General features: G+C 38.4%; 16 protein-coding genes. 7 read left to right on the top strand and 9 right to left on the bottom strand.

Translation table 11 applies throughout. The features are described 5' to 3' along the window. Positions 1–56: 56 nt before the first annotated feature. Together B155_RS0108040 and B155_RS0108035 are read right to left on the bottom strand one after the other, a co-directional pair. A complete protein-coding gene (locus B155_RS0108040; RefSeq protein WP_018127749.1) occupies positions 57–530 on the bottom strand; it encodes a phosphatidylglycerophosphatase A family protein in 474 nt (157 codons plus the stop codon). Next, positions 527–1,117, bottom strand: a complete 591-nt coding sequence (locus B155_RS0108035; protein WP_026167260.1) for a CDP-alcohol phosphatidyltransferase family protein — start codon at positions 1,115–1,117, stop codon at positions 527–529. Before B155_RS0108035 ends, B155_RS0108040 begins: the two co-directional genes overlap by 4 nt. Positions 1,118–1,182: 65 nt before the next feature. Here B155_RS0108035 and B155_RS0108030 point away from each other — a divergent pair, with 65 nt between their 5' ends. The 3 genes from B155_RS0108030 to B155_RS0108020 are packed head-to-tail and all read left to right on the top strand — an operon-like array spanning position 1,183 to position 5,313. Continuing rightward, the gene (locus B155_RS0108030) at positions 1,183–2,484 is read left to right on the top strand and encodes a competence/damage-inducible protein A (RefSeq protein WP_157464809.1); all 1,302 of its coding nucleotides are present in this window, start codon (positions 1,183–1,185) and stop codon (positions 2,482–2,484) included. Further along, entirely contained in the window at positions 2,481–4,427 is a 1,947-nt protein-coding gene (locus B155_RS0108025) for a putative porin (protein ID WP_018127746.1), read from the top strand. Before B155_RS0108030 ends, B155_RS0108025 begins: the two co-directional genes overlap by 4 nt. A gap of 1 nt (position 4,428) precedes the next feature. Beyond that, positions 4,429–5,313: a cell division protein FtsX gene (locus B155_RS0108020; protein WP_018127745.1), complete on the top strand. Its 885-nt coding sequence runs from the start codon at positions 4,429–4,431 to the stop codon at positions 5,311–5,313. Positions 5,314–5,326: 13 nt separating this feature from the next. Here B155_RS0108020 and B155_RS13185 read toward each other — a convergent pair whose 3' ends face one another. Further along, complete coding sequence (locus B155_RS13185; protein WP_018127744.1) at positions 5,327–5,857, bottom strand: Fur family transcriptional regulator; 531 nt, start codon at positions 5,855–5,857, stop codon at positions 5,327–5,329. Positions 5,858–5,971: 114 nt separating this feature from the next. On the opposite strand from B155_RS13185, the gene B155_RS0108010 reads away from it, so the two are divergent. Next, positions 5,972–7,855, top strand: a complete 1,884-nt coding sequence (locus tag B155_RS0108010) for an AMP-dependent synthetase/ligase (RefSeq protein WP_018127743.1) — start codon at positions 5,972–5,974, stop codon at positions 7,853–7,855. Positions 7,856–7,943: 88 nt separating this feature from the next. Here B155_RS0108010 and B155_RS0108005 read toward each other — a convergent pair whose 3' ends face one another. The 5 genes from B155_RS0108005 to B155_RS13600 form a co-directional block, all read right to left on the bottom strand. Beyond that, positions 7,944–8,384: a hypothetical protein gene (locus B155_RS0108005; RefSeq protein WP_018127742.1), complete on the bottom strand. Its 441-nt coding sequence runs from the start codon at positions 8,382–8,384 to the stop codon at positions 7,944–7,946. A gap of 10 nt (positions 8,385–8,394) precedes the next feature. After that, the gene (locus tag B155_RS13180) at positions 8,395–8,757 is read right to left on the bottom strand and encodes a DUF1499 domain-containing protein (RefSeq protein ID WP_071594811.1); all 363 of its coding nucleotides are present in this window, start codon (positions 8,755–8,757) and stop codon (positions 8,395–8,397) included. A 41-nt stretch (positions 8,758–8,798) separates the two neighbouring features. Beyond that, entirely contained in the window at positions 8,799–9,344 is a 546-nt protein-coding gene (locus B155_RS0107995) for an LOG family protein (RefSeq protein ID WP_018127740.1), read from the bottom strand. Further along, a complete protein-coding gene (locus B155_RS0107990; protein ID WP_018127739.1) occupies positions 9,341–10,498 on the bottom strand; it encodes a cysteine desulfurase family protein in 1,158 nt (385 codons plus the stop codon). Before B155_RS0107990 ends, B155_RS0107995 begins: the two co-directional genes overlap by 4 nt. Before the next feature lie 97 nt (positions 10,499–10,595). Then, positions 10,596–14,342, bottom strand: coding sequence for a T9SS type A sorting domain-containing protein (locus B155_RS13600; protein ID WP_018127738.1), 3,747 nt, complete (start codon positions 14,340–14,342; stop codon positions 10,596–10,598). A 161-nt stretch (positions 14,343–14,503) separates the two neighbouring features. Here B155_RS13600 and B155_RS0107975 point away from each other — a divergent pair, with 161 nt between their 5' ends. Next, positions 14,504–15,697 carry a phosphoglycerate kinase gene (locus B155_RS0107975; RefSeq protein ID WP_018127737.1) on the top strand — a complete coding sequence of 398 codons (1,194 nt, stop codon included), beginning with the start codon at positions 14,504–14,506 and terminating at the stop codon, positions 15,695–15,697. Between the two features lie 92 nt (positions 15,698–15,789). On the opposite strand, the gene B155_RS0107970 is transcribed toward B155_RS0107975, so the two are convergent. Further along, the gene (locus B155_RS0107970) at positions 15,790–16,722 is read right to left on the bottom strand and encodes a S1/P1 nuclease (protein WP_018127736.1); all 933 of its coding nucleotides are present in this window, start codon (positions 16,720–16,722) and stop codon (positions 15,790–15,792) included. 229 nt (positions 16,723–16,951) lie between these two features. On the opposite strand from B155_RS0107970, the gene B155_RS0107965 reads away from it, so the two are divergent. Beyond that, positions 16,952–18,970, top strand: a complete 2,019-nt coding sequence (locus B155_RS0107965; protein ID WP_018127735.1) for a DUF3857 domain-containing protein — start codon at positions 16,952–16,954, stop codon at positions 18,968–18,970. After that, positions 18,963–20,879: a DUF3857 domain-containing protein gene (locus B155_RS0107960; protein WP_018127734.1), complete on the top strand. Its 1,917-nt coding sequence runs from the start codon at positions 18,963–18,965 to the stop codon at positions 20,877–20,879. Before B155_RS0107965 ends, B155_RS0107960 begins: the two co-directional genes overlap by 8 nt. Positions 20,880–20,987 lie beyond the last annotated feature (108 nt).

Here is a 20,987-nt window from a genome sequence, read left to right as displayed (position 1 = left end):
TTCAAAAATATTCTTAGTAATTAAACCCCAACTACTTTTTTGGGGGATAAGCCGTTTTAAAAATTTGGCCAGATAAAAATAAGAGTTTTTAGGCAGATAAGCGCATATAATCCTGCTAATAAATCGTCAATTAGAATGCCTATGCCCCCTTCAAATTTTTGAAGTTTTTTTATCCCTAGAGGTTTGAGAATATCAAAGAAGCGGAATAAGATGAATCCAGCACCTAAAACAGCCAAGTTATAGGCCATATCAGAGGCAAAATAAATGCTAATGAAGCACACTGCTTGGCCTGCCCATTCATCCATCACCACTTTGCTAGGATCCTTTCCCCATTGCTCTTCGCAGGCAGTACTCACCCATAAAGTGAGTAGTGAACAGAGCACGATAAATGCTAATAAGAGATAAATGTTATTTGTGAGAAGTATGAAGTAAATAGGAAGTAAAGCCGCTAAACTTCCCCATGTACCCGGAAAAGTAGGGAGTAAGCCACTGCCAAATCCAACGCCTATAAAACGTTGAAGAGCTTTCATTCTTCTAGAGTTCTTTTGAAGATATTTTTATTGGCAAATACATACTCTACCGCAGAGTAAACGGTAATGAAGGTTACGAACATCATCAGATAAAACATGATGCCTGTATCTAAAATGATTTCTGCCCAAGTAGCTATGATATTGCCAGTACCTTGGAAAAGTCCCAGTAAAAGTGCGATATACAAAAACACCAACTGAATGGTGGTTTTAGTTTTAGCTGTGTATCTCGTTTTCATGAGAATCTTTTTTCGCTTGGCATAGATTCTCAAAGTGGTCATGAAAACATCTCGAATAATAATGGCAATTACGGCCCACCATGGAAATTGAGTTGGGTCTACAAAAGGGAGCACGATAAAAGCAGAGAAAGTCAGAAATTTGTCAGCAAGAGGATCTAAAAACACTCCCAATGGTGTTTCAATTTGATACTTGCGTGCGTAGTGACCATCAAAAAAATCGGTAATAGCAGCTATAGTAAACACTAAAATACTTAGTCCTCCCCATACTAATCCCCCTTGGAGATACATATACAAGAACACAGGAGCCAAGACAATACGAAGTGCGCTGAGGATATTCGGTAGATTTTTCATTGCACGAAGATAGGAAATTGATTTGAGATAATGCTACCAAAAACTAGCTTTTGGATGGTGGAATTATGAATTTTGAGCATATGAAAGTTCAGATCATCTCAATCGGTAACGAATTACTAAATGGCGATACCATAAACACCAATGCTTCATGGTTGGGTGATTATATGACTTCGATGGGTTTTGAAGTCACTGAAGTTCATACCATTTCCGATGAACTTGAGGTAATAAAAAAAACAATATCGCGCTCAATGAGCGAGAGTGATCTGGTTCTTTGTACAGGTGGCTTAGGTCCAACTCACGATGATATTACCAAAGCTGCAGTCGCAGAGTTATTCCAAGTTCAGCTGCAGCAAAACGAGGATGTTCTCAGTTTTGTGCAAGAGATCTTTAAAAAAAGAAAGATTCCATTCTCAAATTCAAATTATGCTCAAGCTGAAGTTCCTGAAAATTGTGAGGTGCTATTTAATAAAATGGGTACCGCACCGGGGATGTGGTTTCATGAAGAGGAATGTTTTTTGGCCGTAATGCCGGGTGTGCCTTATGAGATGAAATATTTAATGAAGGAAGAAGTATCACCCAAACTGAAAGCACACTTCGACCAACTTCGTGTAGTTCATTCACGATACATTCAAACAGCAGGGGTGGGTGAAAGTACATTAAGTGATGAGGTGCTTGGAGATGTAACCTCTTTCCTAAATAATGGCGTTAGTTTAGCTTTTTTACCCAAACCGGGAGGGGTTACATTAAGGCTAACTTCTACTGCTCAAACTCAAAAAGAAGCAGAACAGAAATTAGATGCACTAGCAAGTCAGATTTACGCAAAAGCTAAAAATTATGTGGTTGGAGAAGGGAAATATTTCACATTAGCGGAAGCGGTAGGCGAGTTGCTTAAACAACAGAATCTTAAAATAGCGATTGCCGAGAGTTGTACGGGAGGAATGATTGCCAACGAACTTACCAACATCGCTGGGTCAAGTTCTTATATGCTTGGAGGAATAGTAGCCTATGCCAATGAAGTGAAAATAAACTCACTTGGGGTTTCTAGTTCGGATATTGAAAGCGTGGGTGCAGTAAGTAAAGAAGTTGCGCTGGCGATGGCAAAAGGCGTAGCTGAAAAACTTGATGCGGATATAGGGATTTCAACTACTGGAATTGCAGGTCCTGGTGGAGGTACAAAAGAAAAACCAGTTGGAACCGTTTGGATAGGATATTGGGATCAAAAACAGCATTTTGCTCTCCATGTAGAATTCGGAAAAGATCGACTTATAAACAAAGAGCGCTCAACAAGAACGGCTTTAGAAATGGTACGACGTGTACTTATGAAGATTGATGAAATGCCTTACAACCTTAGCAAGAACCTAGCTTGAAATATTTATTGGTTCTACATATCACTTTATTGGTTGGCCTAAGTTCAGCTTTTGCGCAAATAGAAGAAATTGATAAATCAGAATTACGTCAATCACAGCCAGATTCAACAAAAGCGAAAGAGTTTGAAAAGTATCAGGTGTATTTGTGGGAAGAAGCGCGGTTTAATGCATTCTCAACTATTACGAATGACAGCTTATTAAGATGGAATATCTATCCAAATTGGGGTGATTTTAATGCTTACCGAAGAGATGCGTTATCATTTCGACAAGGCACGATGGGTAGAATTGACGCCTATCATGTTAAAGGCTACAGAGCTTATGATCAGAAGGTAAAGCTTGATGGGATTTCGATGAACAACCCAATTACAAGCTTAGTGAACTACAATTACATTCCGCATCACAAAATTGGGCGTGTTGAAGAACGCTATGCAGCGGAATTAGAGTCTAATATTTTTATAAGAGACTATTACATCACCGAACCAATTAGTTATCTGAATTTTGATGAAAGCACAAACGACTATCGGAATTTAGAGTTTATGGTAGCTCAAAATACAAGTCCGACTACGAATATTGAGCTCTCGTATTGGGACCGCCACGAAGGGGGCACATTCATAAATAGTGAAGCGGACGGTAGCCAAGTTTTAGGTCGAGTGTACCATCACATGGGGAATCATTATTTGATACGTGGGATGATTCTAAGAAATCAATGGAAGAACGATGAATCTGGTGGGTATTTGGTAATCGACCCAAAAGGCTTCGTATTCGACGAGTTTACTTCTTCACCAAATAGTAGTAGTGGGTCATCCGAAATTCTGAGAACAGATATGCAGATAGGATTATATCATCGTTCAGATTCATTAGGTGTGGAATCAGCGGGGGTGTCGTTAACTAGGTCAAAGATTGACCATGCAGTAGATTTCAAAAGTGATTCAATACGATGGGAGCTAAATAATTACGATTTAAATGCTTTCAAATTATTGAATGTGCAGTCATTTTCGTTAAAAGGTGAAGCAGGCGTTAATTATTCGGCTAAGAAATCAGGATCAACGATTTCACTAAGCGATTGGTTGGAGCCTTATGCAAAAGCAGAGGGATCAGTTGTTGTATTTGATGCTTTAAATCTTTGGGGGAGTATTAATCACAAGTACCGTGATACTAAACACAGTTCAACCTCAATATCGAGTGGTTTAAAATGGGCGTTTCCAAATAATTCGACCATTGAAGTAGGTATTGCACAACAATCTAAAATGCCTACCATTCAAACGCTGTATTGGAATTCCGCATCATATAACGGCAATGAGCAACTGAAGAATGAAAATGAATATGCCATATTTGGGAGTGCTGAATTTAAACTGGGTTCTAATTTTCAATTTGGTGGTAGTAGTCGATTTTCTTCAATTACAAATGAGATTGGTTTAGGCTCTGATAGTACTTTTACTCAAGTGGGTGATCAAGATTTATTCTTTGCGAATGCTTTTGTTCGTTTTGAAAATCATCGTTTCGAATTAGAAAGTTCGGCGGTGTATGAAACAACAATGTCGGAGTCATTAGATGAAGAAGATCGAGATTTAAATTATACAGATACTAAGCTTTGGCTTAGAAATAACGCCTTTTTAAAAGGGTATGCTTTTGATCGCGCTGCTTATATTAAAATGGGAGTGCGTACAACTTTGTCGCCTTTAGCTTATCGAAGTCAGTTTTATAATACTGCCCTTAGTTATTGGCAACCTTCTAGATCCACAGATGGAAATGAGACAGAGTTAATCAATTCATTTTTTAGAATGGATGTGGAACTATCAGCTCGAGTTCGAGCAATAATGGTAGTAATAAGAATGGAAAATGCACTTGACGGAATTGGTCAAGCAGGCTACTTTGAGAGTACATCATTTCCGATGTCACCTCGACGATTAATCGTAGGAATTAGGGCTCAATTCAGAAATTAATATGAATCTAAAATACGTTATTAAAGAAGGTACAGCAGGCTTTAAGCGTGCTAAACTAGCGGTTACAACTTCTATATTTTCACTCTTTATCGCGGTACTTCTACTAGGCATTTTAGGACGCATATCCTACAATGTGTACACCCAAGCGATGAGTCTTAAGGAAGTGGTATTGGAGGTGTTCCTATTTGATATGGACGAGCGATCAACCGACGAAATTAGAATGCAGTTAGAGGATGAGGAATTAGTAACTAGCATTGAATACATCTCCAAAGACAGCGCATCTGTTGTTGCAGCCCAAGATTTAGGAGCTGGGGTTGATGATTTAATCGAATTAAATTTCTTACCGGCCTCTTTTAGAGTAAACGTGAACACCGATTCTGGAGCCGAATTAGTTGAGAACTTAGCCTCACGAATACAGAATATTCGTGGTGTTGATGAGGTGAAGTATAACAAAGCCTTAGTGCAGGCATTAGAATCAAATTTAAGCACCTTTACGTTGATAGGAGGTGGCTTAGGAATACTGATTCTACTAGCCGCGGTTGTGTTAGTCTATAATACTATACGTCTTACTATTCACGCCAAGAAAGATCTGATCCGAGCTATGAAACTCGTTGGAGCAACAAATGGCTTTATACGAAGTCCTTTTATAGTTGAAGGAATTGTACAGGGAATTATAGCCGGGGGACTTTCCGTGCTTTGTGTGTTCGCTATTTTTGAGTTCTTCGTACCAGCATATCTACCGGATATTGGAATTGTGGCTTGGCCATTTGGTAGATGGTACTTCTTGGTGGGTGCAATGGTAGGCTTAGCAGTACTGATGGGATGGTGGGGAAGCCGTTTAGCCTCCCGTAAGTACATCGCAGAAACCTATATATCAGGTAGCTAAAGCTCTTTATTAATTAAGCTTTAGCTTTTTCCTTTTCTTCTTTTAAGTCTTCTTCGGTAATAATACCTGCTTCAATTTGACGCTCACGGCATGCTTCTTCGTCTTTGCAAGTGCCATAAAAATGTAGCGAATGAGACTTTATGTTCATGCCGTGAAGTTTGCCCAGCATGTTTTGGATTTCACCAATTCTAGGGTCGCAAAATTCAAGCACATGGCCGCAGTCATTACAGATAATATGATCGTGCTGCTGATAAGCATAGGCGCGTTCATAATAGTACTGACTTTTACCAAACTGCTGACGCTGAACAAGTCCACATTCAACCAATAGGTCAAGCGTGTTATAAACCGTTGCTCTCGAAACGCGTGTGCGTGCTTCCTTCATACGGTAGAAGATATCATCGGCATCGAAATGACCGTCTGCGCGATATATTTCTTCCAATACCATGAATCGCTCAGGTGTTTGGCGTTGGTTATGTTCCTTCAGGTACGACCTGAAAATCTCTTTTACGAGATGTATTGTATCTTCGTGTGCGGGATGTGCCATAGTCTAAAAATTTGTGTTAATATAAGACTTGTTTTGGTGCATTTGAAACTCCATGTATTTCAAATCAAGAATGGTATATTCCCAAGGTTAAATAGTTCAACAAAAAACAGAGTTATGCCCACGATTATTCCTTTTGAAACAATTGCTGATATTCCAGTTAACCTAGCAAATAAGTACGTAGGTAACCAAAAGGCTGCATTTCATTTTAAACCTAATCCGACTTCAAGCTATACCCCCATATACTGGGATCAAGTAATTGAAGATGTTGAATCGTTAGCTTCTTATATGATTCATAAAGGAATAGCTAAGGGCGATCGCGTTGGTATTCTAAGTGAGAATAGATATGAATGGGCTGTGGTAGACCTGGCACTTCAAATGATTGGAGGAATAAATGTATCACTTTACACCTCTCTTCCTTCTGGGCAGTGCGAATTCATTCTTCAAGATTCAGACACTAAACTATTTTTCGTATCAACAGGTATTCAACTTAAAAAGGCAGTAGAAGTATTTGAGAACTGTGAGCATCTTGTTGAAGTGGTAGCATTCGATACCCCAAAAAATAAAAAACATGCTGAATTAGAATATGTTCAGTTGTTTGATGATGTTGTAAACGAAGGAGCTAAATGTTTAGCGAAGTATAAAGATGAAATCAAAGCGAGAGTAAAAGCGGTTACTCCCGAAGATATATCTACACTTATTTATACTTCAGGAACTACAGGTCGGCCAAAAGGAGCCATGCTTACGCATCACAACATTGTTAGCAATGTAAAGGCGGCCACGCAGCACATATACTGGGATGAGAACGATCGTTTGTTATCTTTTTTACCATTATGCCACTCTTTTGAGCGAACAGCTGGTTATTACGCAATGATAGCCTCTGGAGCTGAAATCTACTATGCAGAAAGTGTAGATACGGTTTCTAAAAATATGCCGGAGGTAAAACCAACGGTAATGATTAGTGTGCCTCGCTTGTTCGAGAAAATTTATAACCTCATTGTTAAAAGTGTAGAAGAGGGAAGCGATACCAAAAAGAAGATATTTAATTGGGCTGTTGAAACAGGGCGAAAATATGCTGCGGGGAAAAGAGGTATTGTTTCATTACAAAAGAAAATTGCGGATAAACTCGTATTCGATAAACTAAAAGAACGTACAGGTGGAGAAGTTCGATTGTTCGTATCAGGTGGAGCGGCGTTACCTCCTGAGATTGACGACTTTTTTAAGGCTGCTGGCTTAACCATTTTACAAGGCTATGGACTTACTGAAACCTCACCTGTAATGGCTGCAAATCGAGTTGGTGAAGAAGTAACAGGCGTGGTGGGAGCTGTAATACCAGGGGTAACAGTAGGTATTATGGATTTAGAAACTCATGAAGTTATAGCACAGATCAGCGGTGAAGATTATCCAACTACTTTGTCATCTGAAGCGGGTGAAATTCTTTGTAAAGGTCCTAATGTTATGAAAGGATACTGGAATAATGAAGAAGCCACCAAAGAGATGATAGACGAGGATGGATGGTTGCATACGGGTGATGTTGGTAGATTCGTAGAGGGTAACCTCAAGATTACTGACCGAATTAAACATATGATTGTGAATGCAGGTGGTAAGAATATCTATCCAGGTCCAATCGAAGATATGTTTAAAACGAGCAAATGGATTGATCAGATAGTGGTAGTAGGAGAGGCTCAGAATTTTATGGCGGCTTTGATTGTACCAGACTTCGAAGTACTTGCTAAATTCGCTAAAGACCAAGGCTTAGATTATAAAACGAATGAAGCACTTATTGGCCATAAAGAAGTGATAGATATGTTTAAGAAAGAAATCAGAGCATTTTCAAAAGAGCTCGCTTCTCATGAGAAAATTCGTGATTTCCGTTTATTACCTAATGAATTTACTGTGGAAACCGGCGAGATAACTCCAACAATGAAAGTGAAGCGAAGAGTAATAGCGGAAAAATATGCGGCTCAAATTGAAGATATCTTCAAGGATGATAAAAACTAGAAGTGAAGCTACTCTACATCCCTTTAATCAAAAAAGCCCATTATAGGGCTTTTTTTGTATGATACAGTCAATGTTTGAGTTCAATAAATTAGAACCAACCCGCTCCATCAACAGTGAATGGCCATGGAATGGATGAAAGAATAATCAATAAGCCTAAGGTGTAGAATAAGGCTGTTTTTCTAAATTTCGCTGTACCCTCAGTGGTACGTTTTGCGAGGGAAAACCCAAGCGTGATGATAATGATAGCAATAATCATCATGCTCATGTGCTCTACGGTATAGAACCTATAGATTTCATTTTGAATGGCACCTTCAGCAAATGATACTTTAGGGCTTATGAAGTATAAACCTAAGCCTAATAGTAATTGGATATGTGTGGCGATAAGCGCAAATAAGGCAATTTTCTTATCCCCAGCTGTATATTCTTTTTTGCCGAACCAACCCGAAAATGCTTTAATGATGGCCAACACGAGGAGTACAAGTACTACCCAACGTAAGCCTGAATGTGCGTGTAATAATCCGTTATACATAGTGGTATATTTAGTATTTAAGTATTGTAAGGTCTTTATTCATGCGTTTGCATAATTTCTTCAAACGTCGCTCATTTACTCCAAGGTCGTAATAACCGTCACGACTTGCACTTCTAAAATGTGCAGCACTTCCTTCTCCATGTGATTCTACTTTAACCTTCACATCATCTTTGAATCCCATTAATGGTATTACAAATACAGCATGAATGGATAGATTTTCAACGTCCATGTCTAATTCCTTTGCACCCATCTTAGTTAGATGATTATGTATAACTTTTAGGGTTGTAGAAGGTGAGTTTTTCAAAAGAACGGTTCTACGAGCACAGTTAGGTGAATTGGGGCAGGATGGAAGGGGATTGGGTGGTAGTGTCATATTGGATGATAGAATCTAAATCGAATTAGTTGAGATGTATGTTAGAATAACTCGTTTAATAATGATTCAGTTTCTTCAATCGTACTCGTGATTTTGAAAAGAGATCTGTTATCGGCTCTCACAAAATCCTGTTCGATGGCTGTTTCCATGAACTGTACTAAACCATCAAAATAGCCTTTAACATTTAAGAGAATAATTGGTTTGTTATGTATTCCAAGTTGGCGCCAAGTTAATATCTCAAAGAACTCATCTAGTGTTCCAAAGCCACCCGGAAGAATTACAAAAGCATCTGACTTTTGTTCCATCAATGCTTTGCGAGTGTGCATATCGGGTGTCTCATACGTTTCAGATATACCCAAATGAAGGACTTCACGTTCTTTGAGGGCGGTGGGTATAATGCCAATTACATGGCCATTTCGATCAATTACGGTATCGGCAATTTTGCCCATAACCCCCACATTACCGCCGCCATAAACCAATCCTAGTTTATTTTGAGCTAAGAACTCCCCAAGTTGATTGGCAACTTGAATTAAATCAGGATCTTTAGGAGTTCTTGAACCACAATACACACAAACATTTTTCATCATGCGTTATTGAACATTCGAGTGAGTACGCTGTTAAGCTTTTCAGCAAAATAGATTACTTCTTCTTCCGTATTATTTTTTCCAAAACTTACTCTAATGCTCGATTTGGCTAAATCGTCTTGAACGCCCATTCCACTTAATACATGTGAAGGTTCAACAGCACCCGAGGTACAGGCTGAACCATTGGAAACGCAGATACCATCTATATCTAAGTTAAGAAGTAACATTTCACCATCAATACACTTTCCAGATTTGTCGGAAAATGAAAGATTTAGAATATGAGCAACGCCATTCTCTGGATTACCATTGATAGAGTAATCAAAGTCATAAGAGTCTAATTTCGAAAGTAGTAGAGAGCGGAGTTCCTTAAATTTCTTTGTGTTCTCTTCCATGCTATTCACAGAAAGCTCGAGTGCTTTAGCAAATCCAACCACACCCGGTACATTTAATGTGCCACCACGACGGCGACGTTCCTGTGAGCCACCTGTCATCCAGGGCAACCAACGCGAGCCATTGCGCACATACATAATACCAATGCCTTTTGGTCCATAAATTTTATGGCCACTTCCGCTTAAAAAGTCTACTCCAAGCTCATCAACATTTACAGGGATTTTCCCAATACTCTGAACAGAATCAGTATGGAATGGAATACCTCTTTCTTTGCAAAGTGCTGCGATTTCACTAATGTGATTGATGCAACCAATTTCATTATTCACATGCATGATGCTCACTAATGCTGTTTGATCGCTTAATTGCTCGGCAACAGCTTCGGCAGTGATAGTACCACAATCAATTGGCTTCGCGAATTTTGGAATAAACCCATCCATCTTCGACATCTCTACAGGGTGAAGTACAGCATGATGTTCTAATTCCGAACTCACTACTTCTTTTTTCCCGCCCGCAACTTTCAGCACTCCTTTGATAACAGCGTTGTCGCTTTCTGTTCCACCCGAAGTAAATATTATTTCCGACGGTTCAGCACCTAATACTGAAGCCACATATTCCCGAGCATCTTCTAAGGCTACTTTAGCTCGTTGACCTAAATGGTGAGCGGAGTTTGCGTTACCAAAATCAGAACGCATAAATGGAAGCATTGCTTCAAGAACATGTTCATCTAATGGGGTAGTGGCTGCGTTATCGAAATAGACAGTATTCATGATATAATTTTAAGCTGAAAAACAGCCATGAAAATATCCAAATTGTGCTTGAATGTCATGCATAAAAAAAGCCTTCCGAAGAAGGCTTTTAAAAGTTTTACTTAATGAGTGTGAGTCGTTTAGATTTGATGACTCCATTCGCTTTCAAGCGATATATGTACATACCACTTGCAAATCTGGAAGCGTCCCAACTTACACTATGTGTACCAGCCGAAATTCGACCATTTAATAGTGTTGCCACTTTTTGACCAAGCATGTTATATATGGTCAATTCTACATCTCCCGCTTTATTGATGGAGAATGGAATGGTAGTAGCAGGGTTAAACGGATTCGGATAGTTTTGACCTAAGTCAGTGCTTTCAGGAATATCCGCTTGCTCTCGTTCATTTGATACGTTCAGTTGCTCACTAATTAAGACACTTGTTTCAGCGTTAATGAGATAGTTAGCATCTTCGTACTCATAATGTCCTGTTTCCTTGTTCTTAGTAACTTTGTTAAGGTGTACAATCCAGAATACTTGAGAACTATCAGCGCCCTCTGATAACTCCCAGAATCTATTGCCTAATGCAACATGCACATCTATACGTACTAAGTCGAAGTCCCAACGAAGGTAATCAATAAATTCTTGAGCACCTTCTTCCTTAGCTCTAGTTAAAGCACTGTCACTGTCGATCACTGCAGTTGGAATAGGCTCTAAGTCTGCATAACCAACACCTGTAGGGAAGTAACTTCCAGGATTTGGGAACTCCTCATAATCTGCGCGACCATCACTACTCACATTAATAGCGGTTTCAGCTCCAGCCGTAGTTGAATAGTATCGGAAGTCAAAGTTATAGAATTTACCCTGTTCACCAGCTGAAACAGACTCAGTTGCAGCTCCTTTGAAATACATATCGTTATTATCGAGTTCAGGATTACGATAAATAGTCGCGTATGCATCAATCAAATAAAGTTGATTGTCAGATTGAATAGCTATTGCTTCTTCATCAGCATAAACTTTTGCTTCTGATGCTAGAATTGGGTCATTGTTTTCAGTAACAGAACCTAAAAATGCTCCCGAAACAAAGTCGAATACACTTACCAGATCTTGATAGGTATGTTCTTGTATATCTTCGCGGTATTTTTCACTCTGATAGATAGTAGCCCAAACTGGTCCTGTAGTTGATATACCCTCAGGTACAAGCCACGGAGCATTAATCGCTATATACTCTAAAGCAACAAAGTCAGGAGAGCCTTCTACTCTAAATTCAGCACCGCCATTTGCCTCAGTTGAATCTGCAATTGCATCAGAATCTTTCATGGTGCTTGGTAGAGCTTCTAAATCACTAAATGATTTATCAGATGGGAAATCAAGATCATCCTCAATCATAGCCACATCTAAAGTATCATAAGAGCCCACACCAAATGGGTTTACGTTGAAACGAATAGCTGTAGATGTTGAAGACTCATAGTATACTAAGTCCCAAAACTCAGCTTTACCCGTTGCAGCAGTAGCCATATCGGTTTCAGTTTGAGCTTTAAAGATGCTTTTCTTTGGACCATGATCATGCTCATGATTTTCATCTTCTTTGTAATCAAGTAAGTACTCTTCACCTATCATTAAATAAAGATCAAGATTTGCACTTACCGCTTGAACGGTGCTTGCAGATAGTTGAATTGCTTCAGATGCAGTAACAGGCACAAAATCTTTCATACTTAAACCGATATCAGTAAGGTTTGATCCTGAAACTGAAATCGAATTCAACGCACCATCTCCATCTGGATCATAGATACCAATTGCTGATGGAGTTTCTTGGAAACTATCAACCAAAAGGTCGATAGAAAGTGGGAAGTAAGTGCCATCGGCTACACCATTAAGTGTGTAACTTCCTGTTGATGGATCGGCTAAAGTTGCAACTGCGATATTGAAACCAGGACCTTCTGGCATCTCATCTACACGTTGCTTCATTGGGCCTTGATCATGTTCCTCTTCTTCTGTGAAAGGGTTTTCTGTAAAGAGTGCGACAAGCATACTCTTTGGTAGTTCAGTTGCTTTTGCTTGAGGTTCAGTTACTGTACCAGAAACGGTAGTCGCAGCTCTAGTAGAAGAGGTAGAATAATTTAATACATAAGGCTCGGCTAAATCACCACCTGCAGAACTCTTAGCACGGCTTACTATCCATACATAATCGGTATTAGCTTCATGCTGTACATAGAATGTAACCGTTCTACCAGCGTTCGAGATATCAAATTCGCTTAAGAAATATGGACTATATGGGAATACTAATATCTCTGCTCCCTCAAATTCATATTTGTCTTCATTGAAACGAATTGGAGCATCAAAGTTAAATACTACAGAGGATTGCATACCTACTCCAACAGAATCATTTACAGGAGTGCTTGAAGTTACTTTGAATGGGTCTCCATCTTCTACTTTGTTACCCGCTTTATATAGTATGTTTCCTGTATTAGCATCTATGTAGAATACCAATGAATCACTCTGGAAATCATAATTATGATCATAGGTTGGACTAGTTGGTTGTTTGTATTGGTAGAAGCTACCCGACATTGAATAATAAGCCACTCTCCAATATTGTGGGGCTGTGGTATCTGGACCTAATGGGTATTCCCAATAAACATCTCCAACTAACATTTCAGCATATCCGAAACTTTCTGCCCCCATCATATCACGGAACGCAGCTCCACCATTCATCTCTGCAATTGCAGCAGCACTATCACTATCTATGGTGTAAGAAAGTGCGTCCATCGTTGAAGGCTCAACGGGGATTTCTAATTGTGCTGCAGTAACGGTGTCGGAAATTTGAACACTTATAGGAGTAACTATTACTTCATACACAACATCGTTGGTGGTGTCGTAGAAGAACATATCCCAAAATAAATTTTCACCAGAACTTATGTCTGCAAATAGGAATTCAGGATCCTCTGTATTCATGCCTTTAAAGGCCATCTTCATAGGAGGCATTTGTTGCTGTGTAGCAAGAGGAAACTCTGATACACCAACTAATAAATGTATGTCGCTACCAAAATTTAATCCAGTAGTTCTTGCTTCAGCTTCGCTTAATGCAAGAGGTTCAATCACTACTTTTCTTAAATCAATGCTACTCAATGTATCATTTGATACAGTAGTAGCAGACACTATCACTGAATCTAATTGAAAGTCTTGATCTTCATCATGCAAATAAATTTCAGGGTAACCTTGTAATGGTTGGTCCATTAAATGCATGTCGAAACCAACTGCGAAATAATCCCCTTCACGAACAAATGGAATGGAATAATTCCCTGTCTGCGGATCAACAAAGGCAACATTAACTGATTCGAACCCATCTGGCTCAGATCCATTATTTACATCGTCGTTAACATTAGCTGTAAGCCCTTCTGTAGTTAAACCTACAATGATACCTGCAAAACCCTCTTGAGATTGCTTGTTAAGGGTTTGTGTATCCACTGTACCTGTTACCGTATATCCACCTGCGGTAGTATTAGTGGTAAAGCGAACCAATGAAGGGGCATCTAACTTGTCACCATCAGCTGCTACGGCATCCAATATCATTAATGAATAATCAGTATTAGCAGCAAGGTTCACCGTTAAATGCATACTTAGGGAATCTTCTGAAACCCCAATTGCAGAAATTGAAACTGAATCTTCAGGAAAAATTACGAAAGGCCCCTCAGTGCCTGTAACGAATTCATCCAGTTTAATTTTCTTGTTAAAGGTTACCGTTATGGTGTCGGTATCAACAGCAACATCACCGTGAGCGGGAGTGGTTGATGTTATGGATAATTGTTGGGCATGAACATTTATCCCTACCCCAATTAAAAAGATTAGTAGTAACAGTTTTTTCATAATACTCCATGTAATTATTGTCTAATAAAAAATAACCGAAAAAGATGGTCAAAGCTCCTTATTTTATTCATTCCTACAGTCGAATGAGTAAAGTTCAAAGCTGAACTATTAAGTTATTTTAAATTATAAGACTGTCAAGAATAAAAATCCTTACAAAATTTATGGCAAAACTTACCTTAAACGACCTCCAACTAAAAGATAAGAAAGTACTTATGCGCGTTGACTTTAACGTGCCACTAAAAAACGGGGTAATAACTGATGACAATCGAATTGCGCAAGCTTTACCATCTATCCAATATGTTTTAGACCAAGGAGGCTTACTAATATTAACTAGTCACTTAGGTAGGCCAAAAGGTGAACGCAATGAAGAATATTCATTGAAGCCAGTAGCAGAACACCTTAAAACTTTAGTGAATACCACAGTTCATTTTGCCAACGATTGTATTGGGGAAGAAGCTGAGACTGCAATCAATAGTGCGAAAGCTGGAGAGATTGTACTTCTTGAAAATGTACGATTTCATGCGGGAGAAACTTCAAATGATGAAGACTTTGCCCAAGCATTATCTAAGCATGCTGATGTTTTTGTAAACGATGCTTTTGGTACTAGCCATAGGGCACATGCTTCAGTAGCAGGTGTTACAAAATTTGTAGAACAATCCGCATCAGGTTTCTTACTCGAAAAAGAGATTAAGTATTTAGACGAAAGTGTGAATACTCCGGAACGACCGTTTGTGGCTATTTTAGGTGGAGCAAAAGTTTCTGACAAAATTGGGGTAATTGAAAACCTTCTCTCAAAAGTGGATACTATCATCATTGGAGGTGGAATGACCTACACTTTTTATAAAGCAAAAGGACTACCTATTGGGAATTCACTTCTTGAGGAAGATAAAGTAGAACTTGCAAAAGAGATTCTCGAGAAAGCTGAAAAAGCAGGAGTGAATCTGATGTTACCGCTTGATTCGGTTGTTGCTCGTGAGTTTAGTAATGATGCTGAAAATGAAGTGGTTGATGAAGATGGAATTGAAGATGGATGGATGGCTCTAGATATCGGCCCACAGTCTGCCATTGCATTTGGGAACGTAATAAAGAGCGCAAAAACAGTGCTTTGGAATGGACCAATGGGTGTGTTTGAAATGAGTAATTTTGCAGATGGTACTTTTGCGGTAGCAGAAGCACTTGCAGAAGCTACTCAGTTTGGCGCAACTACAATAATTGGTGGGGGCGACTCGGCGGCTGCTATTAAGGCATCAGGTTTGAGTGAGAAAGTATCCCACGTTTCTACCGGTGGTGGAGCAAGTTTAGAATACCTAGAAGGAAAAGTATTGCCAGGTGTTAGTCACCTTAGTGATGTTTAAAACTTCTTTTAGGAAGGGTTTAGCGATATAAACCGCAAAGTAAAAGAGCTTCTTATTTCATAGTAAGAAGCTCTTTTTTTGGCCTCAATTTTCTATTGGCCGAATATTTCATTCAAATACGCGGCCATTCTATAACCTGACAATGCCATTTGTTTTTGAGCTATAGTATATGCTTCCTTTTTGTATGCAGCAGGTGGTTGTTCATTCTGCTTTAGGTAAGATGGATAAACCTTATTCATGGTTAATTGTTTACCCTCTTCATTCCACTTGGTAGCATCAGCCAATTCAACACTATTGCTTAAGCTCTTTTTAGAATGCTTCTCCGTAATCTGTTTTGCATTAGATAAGTAGTAGTCGAAGTCTTCAACATTTTCTGCTTTAGGGTTCGCTACATCTAGAATGCCATCCCAAAATGCATGTAAGTTCCAAGGCCATTCATCACCTAAACGGAATCTGTTTCCACCTAAGTCGCCTTCTGGAGAATCGGCGTTAATTTGCGATGTGTTATGCAATGGCATGTGGATATCACCAATTAAATGGAGAACCCATGCAATCTGTACTGCTTTATCCGCATCGCTAACATTAGGGTCAGCTAGAGTTTTTTTGAAGTAAGTAATACGTTCAACAATGTTCTCGTCTTCAACAGGTCCATCAGCTTTAACCGGACCATTCTCAGTTTGCTTCCAGTAACTACCAATGTAGTGCCAATGGCCTTTGTGATATTTCTCGTAGCGAACTTTCTCATCACGGTCTCTTACAATATCAGGCCAATAAGCGGCACCCATAAAGAACTCCTTTTCAGCGAATTCGGATGAGGTATCGTAAAGATCAGTCAGGTCAGAATCTTTAGGAGCTTGCTTAAGAATTTCAATAATTCTGTTTTTAGCAGTAGGGGTTAGATTTTCCCATGCAATAGCTGCTATAACTCGATGGCCCGTTGAATTCCAACTAAATCCAGGAATCGGTTGTAAGGAAATAGTGAGTAAGAATGAAAGTAGTAGAGTGGTTGCAATGAACTTCTTCATATAGGTAAGAAATACGTTGAGGTAGATAGTTAAATAAGATTGGTGTACAAAATAAAGAAAAGCAGAACCAATAGCGGGGTACTAACGGTAATTGTTATGTAAACATTTTGTGAAGTGATGCTCTTTTAATTTTCCATAAAACGGTAAAAAAAAGAAATATTCAAAATGGAAAATATATTTATTTAAAATTATGTTGTTCAAAACACAGACGATAAAGCAAAGGGGAAGTATGATAAAGCATATACTATGTACAGTATCACTTATACTGTTATTTGGGGGAAATACATTAGGTCAAGCGAAGAAATTTGGTGATGTTTCCAATGCAGAGTTAGAAATGACGGTGGCGGATATCGACTCGTCAGCTAATGCAATAGTCTTATTTGATAAAGGCGTAGCATCTATCGATGCAAACTTAGAAGTAAGGTTTAAGCGTCATGTTCGGATCAAGATATTAACCGATCAAGGACTTGACGAAGGGGATATTTCAATAACCTATAGGGATGACGATCCGGATCAAAAAATTACAGGAATTAAAGCGGAAGCTTATTATTTGGAAAACGGCAAAATTCGAACTACTAAAGTAGGCAGGAGAGATCGTTTTAGAAATGAAATTTCTGATACTTGGAGTGAAATAAAGTTTACAATTCCAGGACTTCGAAAAGGCTCTGTATTCGAATATGAATATGAAATGAGATCAGAAACGCCTACCGATGTTCCAGATTGGTATTTCCAAAAAAGTATTCCAGTACTATGGAGCGAGTACATTGTTAAAATACCAGATTGGTTCAATTTTTTAACTTATAACCGAGGTTATCATCCATTCGAAGCCCAGAGAGTAACGCCTTATTCAGAAAGTTCTAGTGTGCGTTATACAAATTCGTATGGTCGTACGGTATCAGGTATAGCTGATATGAAAGGCAAAGAGTATCATTATATCATGAAAAATGTGCCGGCGATTGAAGACGAGGATTACTTGAATGCTCGAAGCGACTACTTAGCGCAGGTTAAGTTTCAACTCTCATCGTATCAATTTCCTGGCGAAGGATTAGTTCCCGTTCTGGATACATGGCCAAAATTAATTGAAGCTATACATGAATCTAAATACTTCGGAAGTAGACTGAAGTCGAATAAGTTATTTAAATCAAAGGTTGCTGAGATTATAGAAGGAATTTCTGAACCTAAAGCTCAAATGATCGCTATCTATGAACATGTAAGTGAAGTGATGGCTTGGGATGAAAGCTTTGGTACTTATATCGATGATGATTTAGATGATATCTATGAAAGAGGTACGGGGTCATCGTCTGAAATCAATATGATTTTGATTCAGATGCTCCGAGAAGCAAATATCGATGTAGAACCTGTATTAATTAGTACAAAAAATCATGGTTCAGTAATAGGTTTATACCCTATACAAAATCAGTTTAATCATACCCTTGCTTACGTTAAACTTGATGGCGAAACCATTCTTTTAGATGCCAAGAATGATCGAAGACCATATAATGTGCTTCCATCTTCTGTACTGAATGGTATGGGCTTACTAATCAACGAAGAGGCCAAAGTAGAATGGATACCACTTACAACAGGTACGCTCAATACTATTACAGACTTCCTTTCCTTAAAAGTAGACGAGAAAGGCAACGGGGTAGGAGTTCTTCAGTCTAAAAAGGCTGGGTTACCAGCTTATATATATAGCCTAGTGTTTGATGAAGAAACGAATAAAAAAGAAGATGAGGACTTTGATCTTAAAGAGGTAATAAAGAAGCAGAAGTTCAATAATAGTAACATCCGAATAGATTCATTAAATGTAGTGACGGATGAAGAGGATGAGTTTCTATTTAAAGTTGATTTCAATATCGATTTCGATTCTGGAAAAGATATTATTTATCTAGAACCTATGATCGTAGATGCGATTACTGAAAACCCTTTTAAAAAATCTGAACGTACCTATCCTATCGATTTTGAATACCCAATTAGTAGAAAAGGAACTATTCAAATTACTATTCCTGATGGGTGGGTAGTGGATGAATTGCCTGTAAGTACTAAACATGTATTACCTGAAAGTAGTGGGGGAGCAGTGAGGCTCATTCAGGCACAAGGCAACATAATTATGATTCGATATGAGTTTGCTATCAATAAAGAAAAATTCATGCCTGATAGTTACAGCAATATTAAAGCATTGTTTGAGCATTTAGTAGAGCGTAATACAGAGCCTATTGTAATTAAAAAAGGAACTACCAGTGATGAATAAAATTCTACTGCCTGCAATATCTATTGTACTATTTTTAAGCTGCTCTGCAGAGAAGCGTTTATTTGTAGGAAAAGATTTCTCTACTTCAAATTATGAGAATCTTTCAAGTAAAACGGAATCTATAATCCGAGAAAGCCATACTGAACTTGATATCCTTTCTTATGGTAAGGCACGATTAAAAGTTAAGTATGCGGCTACAATCCTTAATAAAAATGTGAAAGACTTAGCCCAATTGGTGGTGTACTACAGCTCTTTACAAAACATTGACTATATAAAAGCCAACATTATTGACGGTGATGGTAATTTAGTACAATCATACACAGAGAGTGATGCAAATGATTACAGCTCTTATGATGGCTTTAGCTTTTTTTCAGACAATCGTGTTAAAGTTCTTGATCTAAATTATAACCGTTTCCCATATACCATAGAAGTTGAATATCAAAAGAACCTGAATGGAACCCTATACTTTCCTGCGTGGTATCCACAAGATTTAAATCAAAAAGTGGAGTCAGCATATCTTAAGGTAATAGACCGAACTGGGGATGCAATTAGATATAAACTAGATAATTTCGATGTTGAACCTGAAATAGCCGACTTAAGCAGTGTAAAAGAGTACAACTGGCATGTCACTAATCTTGAGGCTGTGGATAGGGATCCTCTTGGTCCACCTGTTCAAGAGATATTACCTCGTGTATTATTGGCTCCAACCAAATTTGAAATTGAAGGTACTATTGGGAATGCTACTTCTTGGCAAGAGTTCGGTAAATGGTATCATGAGCTTGGAAAAGATGCAATGGAATTACCTGATGAAGCTAAAAGAGAGGTAGATCAGGTATTGCAAGGGTTAACAACCGAGCATGAGAAAGTGGAAGCACTTTATCGGTACATGCAATCGAAAACAAGATATGTGAGTATTCAATTAGGAATAGGAGGCTGGAAGCCATTTCCAGCTGAATATGTGTATAAAAACGAATATGGCGATTGCAAAGCTTTGACTAATTATATGCAGGCAATTCTGGAATATGCAGGAATAAATTCGAATGCAGTGCTTATTCGTTCTGGTTTAGATACTCCACCTATTGAAGCAGATTTTTCAAGCAATCAATTCAATCATGTAATCCTTCGCGTTCAGCTTTCAAATGGGGAAGTGGTTTGGCTAGAATGTACAAGTAAGTATTTCCCACCGGGGCATATCGGTAGTGCAAATGAAGGAAAAAAATCTTTGATGATTACCGAAGAAGGCGGGCAAATTATCGAAACACCTATTAGCACTTCTGATGAAAATACTATTTCTACATATTCTGAAATTCAGCTTCACGAGGATGGATTCGTTAATATGGATTCTAAGGTTCAAACCAAAGGCGCCATGCTTGAAAGAGTATTGAATATCTTAAAGCCTATATCAGATAATGCGCGTATTGACTGGCTGAAAGAGCAAATTGATGAATCAAGTGCTCAAAATCTCACAGCAAATTTTGATGGAATTGACAATCAGGAACCTAGCTTTCAATATACTATTGACATAAAAAATTACAGTTCAAATTCGTCAAATCGATTATTTGTACCTCTAAAAACTTACAACAGCATTGCAAGTGTAGGACTAGATTTAGAACCTAAAAGAGCTCAAGTTGTTTGGCTAGATTATCCATATACCGAAGTAGATGAAGTGGTTTATAATATACCAGAGAACTATCAGCTCGAATCAGCCCCTGAAGATGAAACCTTTGAAAGAAATTTTGGGAAATATGAACTCTCATTTGAGTTAAAGGATCAGCAGTTAGTACAAAAGAGAGTGTTTGTACTGAATGAAAGAAAATTAGAAGCCGAACAGTATAATAGCTTCGTTCTTTTTCTTCGCCAGGTTAAAGACGCAGATAACCAACGGCTAGTTTTAAAACGCTCAGATTGAAAAAATATCATTAAGTAAATACTTAATGATTTAGAGCACTTGAAATTTTTTTTGTAAGGATTTCTTCAATGCATTGTCTTACCTTGCAAACAAAATAATTTGAGGTAT

Origin of the sequence: Balneola vulgaris DSM 17893 (assembly GCF_000375465.1) — a bacterium.
In the GTDB taxonomy this organism is placed as follows: domain Bacteria; phylum Bacteroidota; class Rhodothermia; order Balneolales; family Balneolaceae; genus Balneola; species Balneola vulgaris.
The sequence above is the reverse complement of the archived record's forward strand: the minus strand, read 5'-3'. Positions and strand labels throughout refer to the sequence as shown.